This window comes from Streptomyces nanshensis, assembly GCF_001751255.1.
In the GTDB taxonomy this organism is placed as follows: Bacteria; Actinomycetota; Actinomycetes; order Streptomycetales; family Streptomycetaceae; genus Streptomyces; species Streptomyces nanshensis_A.
In genome coordinates this window covers 9,802-23,285 of sequence record NZ_LJGW01000330.1, presented here as the reverse complement: position 1 = coordinate 23,285, position 13,484 = coordinate 9,802, and the positions used below count along the sequence as shown (strand labels likewise).

The 13,484-nt window shown below is 71.7% G+C and carries 12 protein-coding genes; 10 read left to right on the top strand and 2 right to left on the bottom strand.

All coding sequences use genetic code 11. The features are described from left to right. Together AN218_RS19670 and AN218_RS19665 are read left to right on the top strand one after the other, a co-directional pair. Window positions 1–1,224, top strand: a 1,224-nt coding sequence (locus AN218_RS19670; protein ID WP_079132358.1) for a uroporphyrinogen-III synthase, incomplete at its 5' end; no start/stop codon positions are given. A gap of 176 nt (window positions 1,225–1,400) precedes the next feature. Continuing rightward, on the top strand, window positions 1,401–3,818 hold the full coding sequence (locus AN218_RS19665) for a HelD family protein (RefSeq protein ID WP_070018203.1): 2,418 nt from the start codon (window positions 1,401–1,403) through the stop codon (window positions 3,816–3,818). Window positions 3,819–4,046: 228 nt separating this feature from the next. On the opposite strand, the gene AN218_RS19660 is transcribed toward AN218_RS19665, so the two are convergent. Beyond that, window positions 4,047–4,253, bottom strand: coding sequence for a cold-shock protein (locus AN218_RS19660; protein WP_028433118.1), 207 nt, complete (start codon window positions 4,251–4,253; stop codon window positions 4,047–4,049). 318 nt (window positions 4,254–4,571) lie between these two features. Here AN218_RS19660 and AN218_RS19655 point away from each other — a divergent pair, with 318 nt between their 5' ends. After that, window positions 4,572–6,059, top strand: a complete 1,488-nt coding sequence (locus AN218_RS19655) for an NAD-dependent malic enzyme (protein WP_070018202.1) — start codon at window positions 4,572–4,574, stop codon at window positions 6,057–6,059. A 456-nt stretch (window positions 6,060–6,515) separates the two neighbouring features. Next, on the top strand, window positions 6,516–6,797 hold the full coding sequence (locus AN218_RS19650) for an HU family DNA-binding protein (protein WP_028433116.1): 282 nt from the start codon (window positions 6,516–6,518) through the stop codon (window positions 6,795–6,797). A gap of 126 nt (window positions 6,798–6,923) precedes the next feature. Here AN218_RS19650 and murA read toward each other — a convergent pair whose 3' ends face one another. Then, window positions 6,924–8,243, bottom strand: coding sequence for a UDP-N-acetylglucosamine 1-carboxyvinyltransferase (murA, locus tag AN218_RS19645; protein WP_070018201.1), 1,320 nt, complete (start codon window positions 8,241–8,243; stop codon window positions 6,924–6,926). Window positions 8,244–8,618: 375 nt separating this feature from the next. On the opposite strand from murA, the gene AN218_RS19640 reads away from it, so the two are divergent. The 6 genes from AN218_RS19640 to AN218_RS36835 all read left to right on the top strand — a co-directional run. Continuing rightward, window positions 8,619–9,305 carry a YqgE/AlgH family protein gene (locus AN218_RS19640; RefSeq protein WP_070018200.1) on the top strand — a complete coding sequence of 229 codons (687 nt, stop codon included), beginning with the start codon at window positions 8,619–8,621 and terminating at the stop codon, window positions 9,303–9,305. Between the two features lie 11 nt (window positions 9,306–9,316). Continuing rightward, window positions 9,317–9,619, top strand: coding sequence for a DUF3039 domain-containing protein (locus AN218_RS19635; RefSeq protein ID WP_070018207.1), 303 nt, complete (start codon window positions 9,317–9,319; stop codon window positions 9,617–9,619). Window positions 9,620–10,023: 404 nt separating this feature from the next. Then, window positions 10,024–11,319 (top strand): extracellular solute-binding protein, encoded by a 1,296-nt coding sequence (locus AN218_RS19630; protein ID WP_420855993.1) that lies wholly within the window; start codon window positions 10,024–10,026, stop codon window positions 11,317–11,319. Beyond that, complete coding sequence (locus AN218_RS19625; RefSeq protein ID WP_070018198.1) at window positions 11,316–12,326, top strand: carbohydrate ABC transporter permease; 1,011 nt, start codon at window positions 11,316–11,318, stop codon at window positions 12,324–12,326. The genes AN218_RS19630 and AN218_RS19625 overlap by 4 nt, the downstream gene beginning before the upstream one ends. Before the next feature lie 137 nt (window positions 12,327–12,463). Continuing rightward, the gene (locus tag AN218_RS19620; protein ID WP_375537808.1) at window positions 12,464–13,210 is read left to right on the top strand and encodes a carbohydrate ABC transporter permease; all 747 of its coding nucleotides are present in this window, start codon (window positions 12,464–12,466) and stop codon (window positions 13,208–13,210) included. A 25-nt stretch (window positions 13,211–13,235) separates the two neighbouring features. Further along, on the top strand, window positions 13,236–13,484 hold a 249-nt coding region (locus AN218_RS36835), incomplete at its 3' end, for a glycoside hydrolase family 20 zincin-like fold domain-containing protein (protein WP_476755967.1).

Below are 13,484 nucleotides of genomic sequence, written 5' to 3'. Positions count from 1 at the left end.
CGCCAGGACGTACAGCCCCTGGCCGGATTCACCGTCGGCGTCACCGCCGCCCGCCGCGCCGAGGAGCTGGGCGCCCTGCTGGAGCGCCGCGGCGCGGAGGTGCAGCAGGCGCCCGCGCTGCGCATCGTCCCCCTCGCCGACGACACCGAACTCCTCGACGCCACCCGCCGACTCCTCGCGCACGCCCCGGACATGGTGATCGCCACCACCGCGATCGGCTTCCGCGGCTGGATCGAGGCCGCCGAGGGCTGGGGCCTGGGCGCCGGCCTGCTCGACCGTCTCGCCGCCGCCGAAGTGCTGGCCCGCGGGCCGAAGGTGCGCGGCGCCATCCGTGCGGCCGGGCTCAAGGAGTCGTGGTCGCCCGCCTCGGAGTCGATGGCCGAGGTGCTCGACCGGCTGCTGACACAGGGCGTCGAGGGACGGCGCATCGCGCTGCAACTGCACGGCGAACCGCTGCCCGGCTTCATCGAGTCGCTGCGGGAGGCGGGCGCGCAGATCGTCCCCGTCCCCGTCTACCGCTGGATGCCGCCGGAGGACATCGGGCCCGTCGACCGTCTCATCGACGCCGTACTCGCCCGCGGCGTCGACGCCCTGGCCTTCACCAGCGCCCCCGCCGCGGCCTCCCTGCTGGAGCGCGCCGGGCGCCGCGGCGTACGGGACGCGCTGCTGGAGGCGATGCGTACGGACGTGCTCGCGGCGTGCGTCGGCCCCGTGACGGCGGCGCCGCTGGAGAACGAGGGCGTACGGACCGTGGCGCCGGAACGCTTCCGCCTCGGCCCGCTCGTCCAGGTGCTGTGCACCCGACTCCCGGACCGCGCACGGGTGTTGGCCGTCGCGGGGCACCGCGTGGAGATCCGCGGGCGCGCGGTCGTCGTGGACGGCGAGCTGCGGACGGTGCGTCCCGCCGGGATGGCGCTGCTGCGTGCCCTCGCGCGCCGTCCCGGACATGTGGTCGCCCGTGCCGAACTGCTGCGCGCCCTGCCGGGTTCGGGCAACGACGAGCACGCGGTGGAGACGGCGGTGGCGCGGCTGCGCGTCGCGCTGGACGCCCCCGAGATCGTCCAGACCGTCGTCAAACGCGGCTACCGGCTGGCGCTCGACGCGGCACCGGAGAGCGCCAAGTACGACGGGGACGTCGCGGACGACGCGGATCCGGTCGCGGGCCCGGCCGCGGGCCCGGTCGCGGACTCGGCCGGTGACCCGGCCGCGGACACCCGGGGCTGACCGGTCCGCACCGTCCCCGCCGGGCACGGCCGCGGATGCGCGGACATGTCCGTTCGCGTACGGTTGACCGCTCCCCAGGGGCGAGCCCGCACCGGCGCACGGCGTACGCGGCGCACCGTCCTCGCCCCGTTGCGGCAGGGGCCCGAACAGGCAGAAGGCAGAAGGGGGCCGCGTCGTTGGCAGCGCACCACGACTCCGTCCGTGAGCGGGAGATCCGCGGGGAACAGCGGCACCTGGACGAGGTGTACCGGCGCCTCGAGGAGAAGATCCACGAGGCCGAGTTCCTGATGGACGACGCCTCGAAGCGGGCACAGGTCGGCACCCCGGGAGCGCTGGCCGAACGGGACGCACAGGTCTTCCGCGCCGGCGTGCATCTCAACCGCCTCAACCGCGAGTTCGAGGACTTCCTCTTCGGACGCATCGATCTGCTCCCCGGCGCCGACGCCCGGCGCGGACCCGACGGCGCGTACACCTCGGTCGAGCCCGCCGAAGGCGCCGTACGCCCCGACGGCACCGCCGGCATCGCCGAGACCCTGCACGTCGGACGCATGGGCGTGCTCGACGCCGACTACACCCCGCTCGTCATCGACTGGCGCGCGCCGGCCGCCGCCCCCTTCTACCGCGCGACGCCGGTCGAACCGGGCCGTGTCGTACGCCGCCGCGTCATCCGCAGCAAGGGCCGCACGGTCCTCGGCGTCGAGGACGACCTGCTGCGCCCCGAGGTGCGGGCGAGCCTGGACGGCGAGGAGCTGTCCGTCACCGGCGACGGCGCGCTGATGGCCGCGCTCGGCCGCGCCCGCGGCCACGCGATGCGCGACATCGTCTCCTCCATCCAGGCCGAGCAGGACCTCGTCATCCGCGCCCCCGCCGCCTCCGTCACGGAGGTCGAGGGCGGACCCGGTACCGGCAAGACCGCGGTCGCGCTGCACCGCGCCGCCTATCTCCTCTACCAGGACCGGCGGCGGTACGCGGGCGGCATCCTCGTCGTCAGTCCGACGCCGCTGCTCGTCTCCTACACCGAGGGCGTGCTGCCCTCACTCGGCGAGGAGGGCCAGGTCGCCATCCGCGCCCTGGGCTCCCTGGTCGAGGGCGCCGAGGCCACGACGTACGACGAGCCGCACGCCGCACGCGTCAAGGGCTCGGCCCGCATGGCGAAGCTGCTGCACCGTGCGGCGCGCGCCGCGCTGGACGCGGGGCAGGTGCCGCAGACGCTGCGCGTCGTGGCCTTCCGCAACCGCGTCGAACTCGGCGCCGACGAACTGCGCGACGTACGGCAGCAGGTGCTCGGCGGCACCGCGCCCGTCAACCTCATGCGGCCGCGCGCCCGCAAGTTCCTGCTGGACGCGCTGTGGGAGAAGTCCGGCGCCGGACGCCGCCACACCGACCCGGAGTTGGCGGCCGAGGCACGCGAGGCGTTCGACGAGGACGTCTCGGCCGAGGACGCGTTCGTCTCCTTCCTCGACGCGTGGTGGCCGGAGTTGACGCCCCGCCGGGTGCTGGCCTCCCTCGCCGACGAGGAGACCCTGTCGCGCGTCGCGGGCCTGCCCCCGCGCACGGGACGCTCCGGGCGGAAGCCGGCGCCGGGGCGCTCGGGCCGCGGCCGTGCCCGCCGGCTGCTCGACCGGGCGGAGGTCTCCGCCGTCGCCGGCTCGCTGCGCCGCCTCGGCGAGGACGGCGAGGGCCCCCTCTCCGTCCACGACGTGGCGCTCCTCGACGAACTGCGCGTCCTGCTCGGCGCACCCCCCAAGCCGCGCCGCGAGAGGGAACCGTCCCCCGCGGACGTCCTCGAACAGCTCAGCGGCCTGGAGGAGTTGACGACGGCGGCCGACCGCGACCCGACCGCGCGCCGCGAGCGCTCCGAGCGCCAGGCGGAGGAGCGCACGGACTACGCGCACGTCATCGTCGACGAGGCCCAGGATCTGACGCCGATGCAGTGGCGCATGGTCGGCCGCCGCGGACGCCACGCCACCTGGACGGTCGTCGGCGACCCGGCCCAGAGCTCGTGGCCGGACACCGAGGAGGCCGCCGAGGCCCGCACGGACGCCCTGGGCTCCCGCCCGCGCCGCCGTTTCGAACTCACCGTCAACTACCGCAATCCCGCGGAGATCGCGGAACTGGCCGACCGGGTGCTGGCCCTGGCGATGCCGGGAACGGCACCGCCGAAGGCCGTACGCTCCACCGGACTGCGGCCCCGATTCGCCGCCGTACGGGGCGAGTTGGGCCCGGCGGTGCGCGAGGAGGCGCGGCGTGCGCTGGCGGAGGTGGACGGCACCGTCGGCGTCGTCGTCCCGATGGACCGCAGGGAAGAGGCCCGCGAGTGGCTCGCGGGCCTCGGGGAACGCGCCGTCGCCCTGGGAAGCCTGGAGGCCAAGGGACTTGAGTACGACGCGGTGATCGTGGCCTCCCCCGCCGGTATCGCCGGCGGGGGCCCGGCCCGTGCTGCGGCGGCCCGTGAGGCGGCGGCCGACGGGACCGCCGCCGGGCTCCGGGTGCTGTACGTGGCACTGACCCGGGCGACGCAGCGGCTGACCGTACTGTCCGGCGAGGAGGACCTGCCGGACGCGGACGGGGTGCCGGAACTGCTCAGGGACTGACGGGAAAGTCGCCTCCCTGTAAGGGAATCGCTCCCGGAGGCTGTTTGTTAGCCTGGATGTGGCACCGGCCCGATCCATGCCCCCGGGCCCAACCATTGTCGCTACGAGCGACCACTTGCCGCGAGGCGAGCTGGCGGGTCGGTGTCATCCAAGACTTCGGAACTCTCGTTTCGTTCTACGAGCTTCGGCCTTCGGTGAAGCTCTCCGCAGGGGTTCGCGTCCCGGCTGTCAGCCGATGATGCGGACCCCTTCCGCCTGCGGGCCCTTGCGGCCCTCCGCGATCTCGAACTCGACGCGCTGGGTGTCCTGAAGACTGCGGTAGCCCTCTCCGTGGATCGAGCTGTAGTGGACGAAGACGTCCGGTCCGCCGTCTTCCTGGGCGATGAAGCCGTAGCCCTTCTCGGCGTTGAACCACTTGACGGTGCCCTGAGCCATTCCTGGTCTCCCTGTATGCATATGGGGTTTGCGGGGCGATCCTAGGTCGAGATGGGGCGCTTTGAAGTGATTTGGGGCGTAGACACAGGGTTTCGCGCCGGGGGCAGGAAGGAGGGGGCGAAGAAGGTGCGATCTCCGGCATCTCGTACTGTGGAAGGCCCTTTCCGTGCTGAGGATCCCTGCCGGTCCACGGGTTACCCCGTACCGGAGGGTAGGTGGGACGATCTGTTGACGCGCCCCACCCCCGCACGCCGATACTTCGGCGCTGCCGGTTCGGTGCGGCACCACGCGTCAAGGGAAAGCAGAGGGAAGTCGGCCATGAGCGCGCCCAGCGTCTCCTACTCGATGACTGTCCGCCTGGAGGTTCCCGCCGGGGGGACCGCGGTCAGCCAGATCACCACGGTCGTGGAGTCCTCGGGCGGTTCGGTCACCGGCCTCGACGTCACCGCCTCCGGGCACGAGCGGCTGCGTATCGACGTCACGATCGCCGCCTCGTCCACCGCGCACGCCGACGAGATCGTGGCGCGCATCCGCGGCATCGAGGGCGTCGTGCTCGGCAAGGTCTCCGACCGTACGTTCCTGATGCACCTCGGCGGCAAGATCGAGATGTCGTCGAAGCACCCCATTCGCAATCGCGACGACCTGTCCATGGTCTACACGCCGGGCGTGGCCCGTGTGTGCACACAGATCGCGGAACACCCCGAGGACGCACGGCGGTTGACGATCAAGCGGAACAGCGTCGCCGTCGTCACCGACGGCTCGGCGGTGCTCGGCCTCGGCAACATCGGACCCCAGGCATCGCTGCCCGTCATGGAGGGCAAGGCCGCCCTCTTCAAGCGCTTCGCGGGGATCGACGCCTGGCCGATCTGCCTGGACACCCAGGACACCGACACGATCGTGGAGGTCGTACGGGCGCTGGCGCCGGGCTTCGCCGGCATCAACCTGGAGGACATCTCCGCGCCCCGCTGCTTCGAGATCGAGGCGCGGCTGCGCGAACTCGTCGACATCCCCGTCTTCCACGACGACCAGCACGGCACGGCCATCGTCGTCCTCGCCGCCCTCTACAACGCGCTGCGCGTCGTCGGCAAACGCATCGAGGACATCCGCGTCGTGATGTCCGGCGCGGGCGCGGCCGGTACGGCCATCCTCAAGCTCCTCCTGGAGGCGGGCGTCAAGCACGCGATCGTCGCCGACATCCACGGAGTGGTGCACGACGGCCGTCCCGACCTCGTGGACGAGGCCGAGGGCTCGCCGCTGCGCTGGATCGCGGACAACACCAACTCCGAGGGCGTCACGGGCACGTTGAAGGACGCCGTCGTCGGCACGGACGTCTTCATCGGCGTCTCCGCGCCGAACGTGCTGAACGGCACCGACGTGGCGCGCATGGCCGACGGCGCCATCGTGTTCGCGCTCGCCAACCCGGACCCGGAGGTCGACCCGGCGGTGGCGCGGGAGACGGCGGCGGTCGTCGCCACGGGCCGCTCCGACTTCCCGAACCAGATCAACAACGTGCTCGTCTTCCCCGGCGTCTTCCGTGGCCTGCTGGACGCGCAGTCGCGTTCGGTCAACGACACGATGATGCTGGCCGCCGCCCGGGCGCTGGCGGACGTCGTCCTCGTCGACGAGCTGAACCCGAACTACATCATTCCGAGTGTCTTCAACGAGAAGGTCTCCGGCGCCGTCGCGGACGCGGTACGGAACGCGGCGCGCGCCGCGGGGGAGGCCGCCGTCGCGCCCGCCACCACCACGGCCGGCGCCGCCCCCGCGACCGCCGCCGCTTCGGTCCCCGAAGGGGCCGCAGACTGAGCACCGTCCGTCACGCCCGGACACATCCGGTCACAATCGGTCGGGAAGGACACATTCCGGGTTTGTGCGGAAGGCGAGAGGTTACTCACAGCCCCGTGAGTCCGGGCCGGAGGCGTTACGGGCACCGGCCGCTCGCCGCGCGGTGGCACGGCGCGTCGCGAGGTGCCAGGTCACGGCGCCCCCTCTAGGGTTGCGGCAGACACAAGCCTGTGGGGCGTCAGCACAGCGCGGCCGTCGCCGCCGCTCGTGTGACTCCGCAGCTGTCAGCATGATCCGGATTGGCTTTCCCGCCGCACGTAGGGGCAGGATCCTTCCCCGGGGGCTCCGTCACGGAGCAACCTCACGGGGCGGGAGGGTCTCAAAACAGACCCTGGTCAAGGGACTGTCCGAGGGCCCTGGCAGCATCGGCTTCGATCTCACGCCTCATCGGCAAGAAGAACACGGGAGTAACGAGTTATGAACCGCAGTGAGCTGGTGGCCGCTCTCTCCGAGCGCGCCGAGGTGACCCGTAAGGACGCCGACGCCGTTCTGGCCGCCCTCGCCGAGACCGTCGGCGAGGTCGTCTCCAAGGGCGACGAGAAGGTCACCATCCCCGGTTTCCTCACCTTCGAGCGCACGCACCGTGCGGCCCGCACCGCGCGGAACCCGCAGACCGGCGACCCGATCGAGATTCCGGCCGGGTACAGCGTGAAGGTGTCGGCCGGCTCCAAGCTCAAGGAATCCGCCAAGGGCAAGTAAGCAGCCGGCAGGGCGGACGGCCTCGGCCGGTCCGCACCCCTGCGGCACGAGGGCGGTCACCCGCAGTGGGTGACCGCCCTTTCGTGTGCCGTGTGCCGCGTACGAGCCGCGTGCCGGGGGCGGAGGCTAGGGGCGCTCCGCCTTGGCGCCCAGCTCGGCGAGCTTGTTCATGAAGTTCTCGTAGCCGCGGTTGATCAGGTCGATGCCGTGGACCCGCGAGGTGCCCTGGGCGGCGAGCGCCGCGATCAGATACGAGAAGCCGCCGCGCAGGTCCGGGATGATCAGGTCCGAGCCCTGGAGCTTCGTCGGGCCCGAAACCACCGCGGAGTGCAGGAAGTTGCGCTGTCCGAAGCGGCACGCGGAGCCGCCGAGGCACTCACGGTAGAGCTGGATGTGGGCGCCCATCTGGTTCAGCGCGGAGGTGAAGCCGAGGCGGGACTCGTAGACCGTCTCGTGGACGATGGACAGCCCCGTGGCCTGCGTGAGCGCGACGACGAGCGGCTGCTGCCAGTCCGTCTGGAAGCCGGGGTGCACGTCCGTCTCCAGTGCGATGGATTTCAGCGGGCCGCCCGGGTGCCAGAAGCGGATGCCCTCGTCGACCACCTCGAAGGCGCCGCCGACCTTGCGGAAGGTGTTGAGGAAGGTCATCATCCCGGGCTGGCTCGCGCCCCGTACGAAGACCTGGCCCTCGGTCGCGAGCGCGGCGCTCGCCCACGAGGCGGCCTCCAGACGGTCGGGCAGCGCGCGGTGGGTGTAGCCGCCGAGCTTGTCGACGCCGGTGATGCGGATCGTGCGGTCGGTGTCCATCGAGATGATCGCGCCCATCTTCTGCAGGACGCAGATGAGGTCCTCGATCTCCGGCTCGACGGCGGCGTTGCTCAGCTCGGTGGAGCCCTCGGCCAGTACGGCCGTCAGCAGCACCTGCTCCGTCGAGCCGACGGACGGGTAGGGCAGCCGGATCTTCGTGCCGCGCAGCCGCTGCGGCGCCTCCAGATACTGGCCGTCGGCGCGCTTCTCGATCGTCGCGCCGAACTGGCGCAGCACGTCGAAGTGGAAGTCGACGGGACGGCCGCCGATGTCGCAGCCGCCCAGGCCCGGGATGAAGGCGTGGCCGAGGCGGTGCAGCAGCGGGCCGCAGAAGAGGATCGGGATGCGGGAGGAGCCGGCGTGCGCGTCGATGTCCGCGACGTTGGCGCTCTCGACGTGGGACGGGTCGAGCACCAGCTCGTCCGCCTCCTCGCCGGTGGTGACGGTGGTGCCGTGGAGCTGCAGCAGCCCCCGTACGACCCGCACGTCGCGGATGTCGGGGACGTTGCGGAGCCGGCTCGGCTCGCTTCCCAGCAGCGCGGCGACCATCGCCTTCGGAACGAGGTTCTTCGCGCCACGGACACGGATCTCGCCATCGATCGGGGTGCCGCCGTGGACGAGCAGGACGTCGTCGGTCATGGATCTCCGCGTTCCTGAAGACGGTTGGGGGCCTGTGATGCGGGGCTCTGCGGCTCCGCCGTCCTGGGCCGCCCTGGAGACGTTCCGGGGCCGAGGACGAAGGACAATCGTAAGGGTCCCGGCGCACCGCCGCGTAAGGACCGGGGAGGGGAACAGGCCGCCGCGTACCGGCGGGGTCACGATGTGTGAGGGACAAGTGCCCCGAACGTGACCGGAGTTGCGGATGTGTGGCAGATCGTGCGGGGGTGTGCGGGAGGTGTGCGCCGGATCTGGGGAGATTCGGTGCCTCCCCGGTGACCTGGGCGGATGCCGGGTATCGGCCGCAGATCCGGCCGTTGGCTCCCACGGACGGCTCACGTGCGGGATCATTGCCGCATGACCGAGGTGTCTTCACTCACCGGGCGGCTGCTGGTCGCGACCCCGGTGCTGGCTGACCCGAACTTCGACCGGGCCGTGGTCCTGCTGCTCGACCACGACGCGGAGGGGTCGCTCGGCGTGGTGCTCAACCGCCCGACCCCCGTGGACGTCGGCGACATCCTGGAGCCGTGGGCGGCGCTCGCCGGGGAGCCCGGCGTCGTCTTCCAGGGCGGTCCCGTCTCGCTGGACGCGGCGCTCGGTGTGGCCGTGGTGCCCGCCTCGTACGGGGGCGGACCCGACGACGGGGAGCCGGAGGCCGCGCGCGGCGCCGCCGCCGGTGCCCGCAGTGCGGCGAACGGAGCCGGACCGGAGGAGCGGGGGTACGGGGGCGGCGAGGAGGAGGGCCGGGACGGCCCGCTGGGCTGGCGCCGGGTGCACGGCGCGATCGGCCTCGTCGATCTGGAGGCGCCGCCGGAGCTGCTCGCCGCGGAACTGGGGTCGCTGCGCATCTTCGCCGGGTACGCCGGCTGGGGTCCGGGCCAGCTCGAGAAGGAGCTGTCGGAGGGTGCGTGGTATGTCGTCGAGTCCGAACCGGGCGACGTCTCCTCGCCGTCGCCCGAGCGTCTGTGGCGCTCCGTGCTGCGGCGGCAGCGCAGCGAGCTGGCGATGGTGGCCACATACCCGGACGATGCCTCGCTGAATTAGGCTTGGTCCGCATGAGCACTCTTGAGCCTGAGCGCGGTACGGGCACCGGCACCCTCGTCGAGCCGACCCCGCAGACGTCGCACGGAGACGGCGACCACGAACGGTTCGCCCATTACGTCCAGAAGGACAAGATCATGGCGAGCGCGATGGACGGTACGCCCGTCGTCGCGCTCTGCGGGAAGGTCTGGGTGCCCGGGCGCGACCCGAAGAAGTACCCGGTCTGTCCCATGTGCAAGGAGATCTACGAGACGATGAGCTCCGGCGGGGACAAGGACGGCAAGGGCGGCGGGAAGGACGGCAAGGGCGGCAAGTAGCCGCTCCGGGCCACCGGTTCGGGCCGCCGTCTCCGGCGGCTTCCACCGGCTCCCGGCCACCTCTCCGGCGCTCTTCCTGCGTCCCGTCTCTCCGTTCTGACCGTCCGCCCGTTCCGTCCTCCGCCGGCAGGCGGCCGGGCGGCTCCCGGTGCGGTTCTCGCGCAAGGCTCACAGCGCGCCCCGTCCGTCCCCGATCGCGGGACGGGCGGGGCGCGTTGGCGTGTCCGGGGGCGGGTGCCGTCGCGTGTGCGTGGGCGCGTGCTTCCGGGCGCGGACGGGAACGGATTGGTTGAGACCTATTGCCGGGCCGGGGGACGGCTCGTAATCTCCTCTGCGGTTGTGCTGCGCGAAACGCGCGTTGCGAACTCTGCAACGCCCTGGGAGGGTTGGGGGACGCCGTGAGGATGGCCGTACGAACTGCCGCGCCGCTGGCGGCACTTGCACTGGCGGGGACGCTGCTGGCGGGCTGTGCGCCGTCCACCTCCGGGGGCGGGCCGCAGAAGGACGAGAAGAGCGGCACGCTGCGGGTGTGGCTCTTCCGCGAGGTCGGCAACGGGCCGAAGGAGCGCGTCGTCGACGGCGTCGTGCGGAGCTTCGAGAAGCGGCACAAGGGCGTACGCGTCGACGTGCGCTACATCCCCGTCGACAGCCGAGCCGAGAAGATCAAGGGCGCCTTCAACGACCCCTCGTCGGCGCCCGACGTGATCGAGTACGGCAACACCGACACCGCCGGGTACGTCGAGAACGGCGGACTGGCCGATGTGAGCGCCGAGTTCGCCGACTGGCCGCAGGCGCGGGACGTCGACCCCACGGCGAAGACATCGGTGACCGTCGGCGGCAAGGTCTACGGTGCGCCGCTCTTCGTCGGCGTACGGGCGCTGTACTACCGCACCGACGTCTTCCGCGAGTTGGACGTCGAGGTGCCCCGTACGCTCGGTGAAGTGGCCGACGCCGCACGGCGGATACGGCAGGAGCGGCCCGGCATGTACGGACTGGCCGTGGGCGGCGCGTACACCTACGGCGCGATGCCGTTCATCTGGGCGCACGGCGGGCAGTTGGCCGTGAAGAAGAAGGACGGCACGTACACCTCGGCCGTCGGCAGCGCGGACGCCAAGCGTGGAATCGCCGCCTACACCGGCCTGTTCGGGGACGACAACTGCCCGGCCGCCAAGTGCGCCCGGATGGGCGGCAACGAGAACGTCGAGGCGTTCGCGGCGGGCAAGGCAGGGATGGTCGTCGCCGGCGACTTCAACCGGCAGGCCGTGGACGACGGAGAGGTCAAGGGCGACTACGACGTCGTGCCGCTTCCGGGGAGGAAGCGCGGCAGCATCGCCCCGGCCTTCGCCGGGGGCAACAACGTCGGCGTACTGAAGAGCAGTTCGCACCGCACGCTCGCCGTCGCGCTGATGAAGGACCTGGCCGGGAAGGACACACAGCGGCGGCTCTTCGACGCGATGGGCTTTCTGCCGACGTTCACCGACACCCGTCGACAGGCCGCGAAGAAGGAGCCGTTCGTCGAGCCGTTCGTCGAAACCCTCGACGCGGGAACGGAGTTCGTGCCCGCGACGCCCGGGTGGGCCGAGATCGACGCCGGGCAGGTGCTGCCGACGATGTTCCAGCAGATCGCCGGGAAGAAGCGCGGTGTGGACGCGGCGGCGGACGAGGCCGCGCGGAAGATGGACGAGGCGTTCGCCGAGTGAGCGCGGTCGCGCCCGTACCGGGGGCGGCGCCGCCCGCGTCCGCGCCCGCGGCGGGCCGGGAACAGGCACCGGCACCGGGAGAGGGCCAGGGACCGGGACAGAGGCACGGACGGGGCCCGGGGCCGGCGCATGCGCGGGGACGGCTGACGCCGTGGCTCTATCTCGCGCCCGCCCTGCTGGTGCTCGGCGGTCTTCTGGCCTACCCCGTCTGGCAGTTGGGCCTCATCTCCGTACTCGAATACACCCAGGCACAGGTCAGCGGCGGCGAACCGACCTCGTTCCAGGGCCTGGCCAACTACGCGGAGCTGTTCTCCGACGCGCAGTTCTGGGACGTCCTGGTGGCGACCGTCCTCTTCGCCGCCGCCTGTGTGCTGGGCACCCTCGCGGTGGGCTGTGCGCTCGCGGTGCTGCTCACCCGCGTACGGGCGGTGCCGCGGCTGCTGCTGATGCTGGCGGCGCTGGGCGCGTGGGCGACGCCGGCCGTCACCGGGTCGACGGTCTGGGTCTTCCTCTTCGACGCCGACTTCGGTCCCGTCAACAGGGTGTTGGGGCTGGGCGACTTCTCCTGGACGTACGGGCGGATGAGCGCCTTCGCGCTGGTCTTCCTCGAAGTGGTCTGGTGCTCCTTCCCGTTGGTGATGGTGACCGTCTACGCGGGGATCAGGGCGATACCGGCCGAGGTGCTGGAGGCGGCGGCGCTCGACGGGGCGTCGCACTGGCGGACCTGGCGGAGTGTGACGACGCCGATGCTGCGGCCGATCCTGCTCGTCGTGACGATCCAGTCGGTGATCTGGGACTTCAAGATCTTCACGCAGATCTACGTCATGACGGGAGGCGGCGGCATCGCGGGGCAGAACCTCGTGCTCAACGTGTACGCGTACCAGAAGGCGTTCGCCTCCTCGCAGTACAGCCTCGGTTCGGCGATCGGCGTCGTGATGCTGCTTCTGCTCCTCGGCGTCACGCTGGTGTATCTGCGGCTGCTGCGGCGGAAGGGCGAGGAGCTGTGACGGGGGCGGGCGCGGGTGCAGGCGCGGCGGTTCCGCGGGGCCGTTCACGGCGCCGCCTCCGGGTCAGGCCGTGGCGGCTGGCGGCGGAGGGCACGGCGGTCGCCGTCGCCCTCGTCGTGGCCTTTCCCCTTTACTGGATGGTGCTTTCGGCACTGAAACCCGCCGGGGAAGTGCGCTCGGCGCATCCCGTGCCGTGGACGGCGAATCCGACGCTGGACGCCTTCCGACGGGTCTTCGGGCAGCAGGACTTCGGCCGCTATTTCCTCAACAGCCTTCTGGTGGCCGGGACGGTGGTGATCGCCTCCGCGCTCGTCGCGTTTCTCGCGGCGACGGCCGTCACCCGCTTCCGTTTCCGCTTCCGTACGACGCTGCTGATCCTTTTCCTCGTGGCGCAGATGGTGCCGGTGGAAGCGCTGACCATTCCCATGTTCTTCCTCATGCGGGACGTCGGCGCCCTCAACTCCCTGCTGTCGCTGATGCTTCCGCACCTGGCGTTCTCGCTGCCGTTCGCCGTGTGGATGCTGCGCGGATTCGTGAAGGCCGTACCGGACACGCTGGAGGAGGCGGCCCTCATCGACGGGGCGAGCCGCACGCGCTTCCTGTGGCAGATCCTCTTTCCGCTGGTCTTTCCGGGGCTGGTGGCCACGAGCGTCTTCTCGTTCATCTCGACGTGGAACGACTTCCTCTTCGCCAAGTCCTTCATCATCTCCGCGACCGAGAACTCCACGCTCCCCATGGCCCTGTTGGTCTTCTTCGACGCCGAAACCCCCGACTGGGGCGGGGTGATGGCCGCGTCGACGGTCATGACACTGCCCGTGCTGGTCTTCTTCGTACTCGTGCACAGACGCCTCGTCTCCGGGCTCGGAGGCGCGGTGAAGGAGTGACCCGCCAGACGAAAGGCGTACGCACGTGACGTATCCGGATTCGGACCTGGTTCCCGCGCCGGTCTCCGTGACGCCCCAACGGGCGGGCGCCGGGGCGGAGTTCGCGCTCGGCCCGGCCACCGCGCTGGACGCGGGCCCCGGCACCCGAGACACCGCGCGCTGGCTCCGCGCCACGCTCACCCCGGCGACGGGGCTGGAGCTGCTGCCGCCCCACGGGGACGGCCGGGAGGGCGACGGTGACGAACGGGACGGTGACGAACAGGACGGCGGCGAC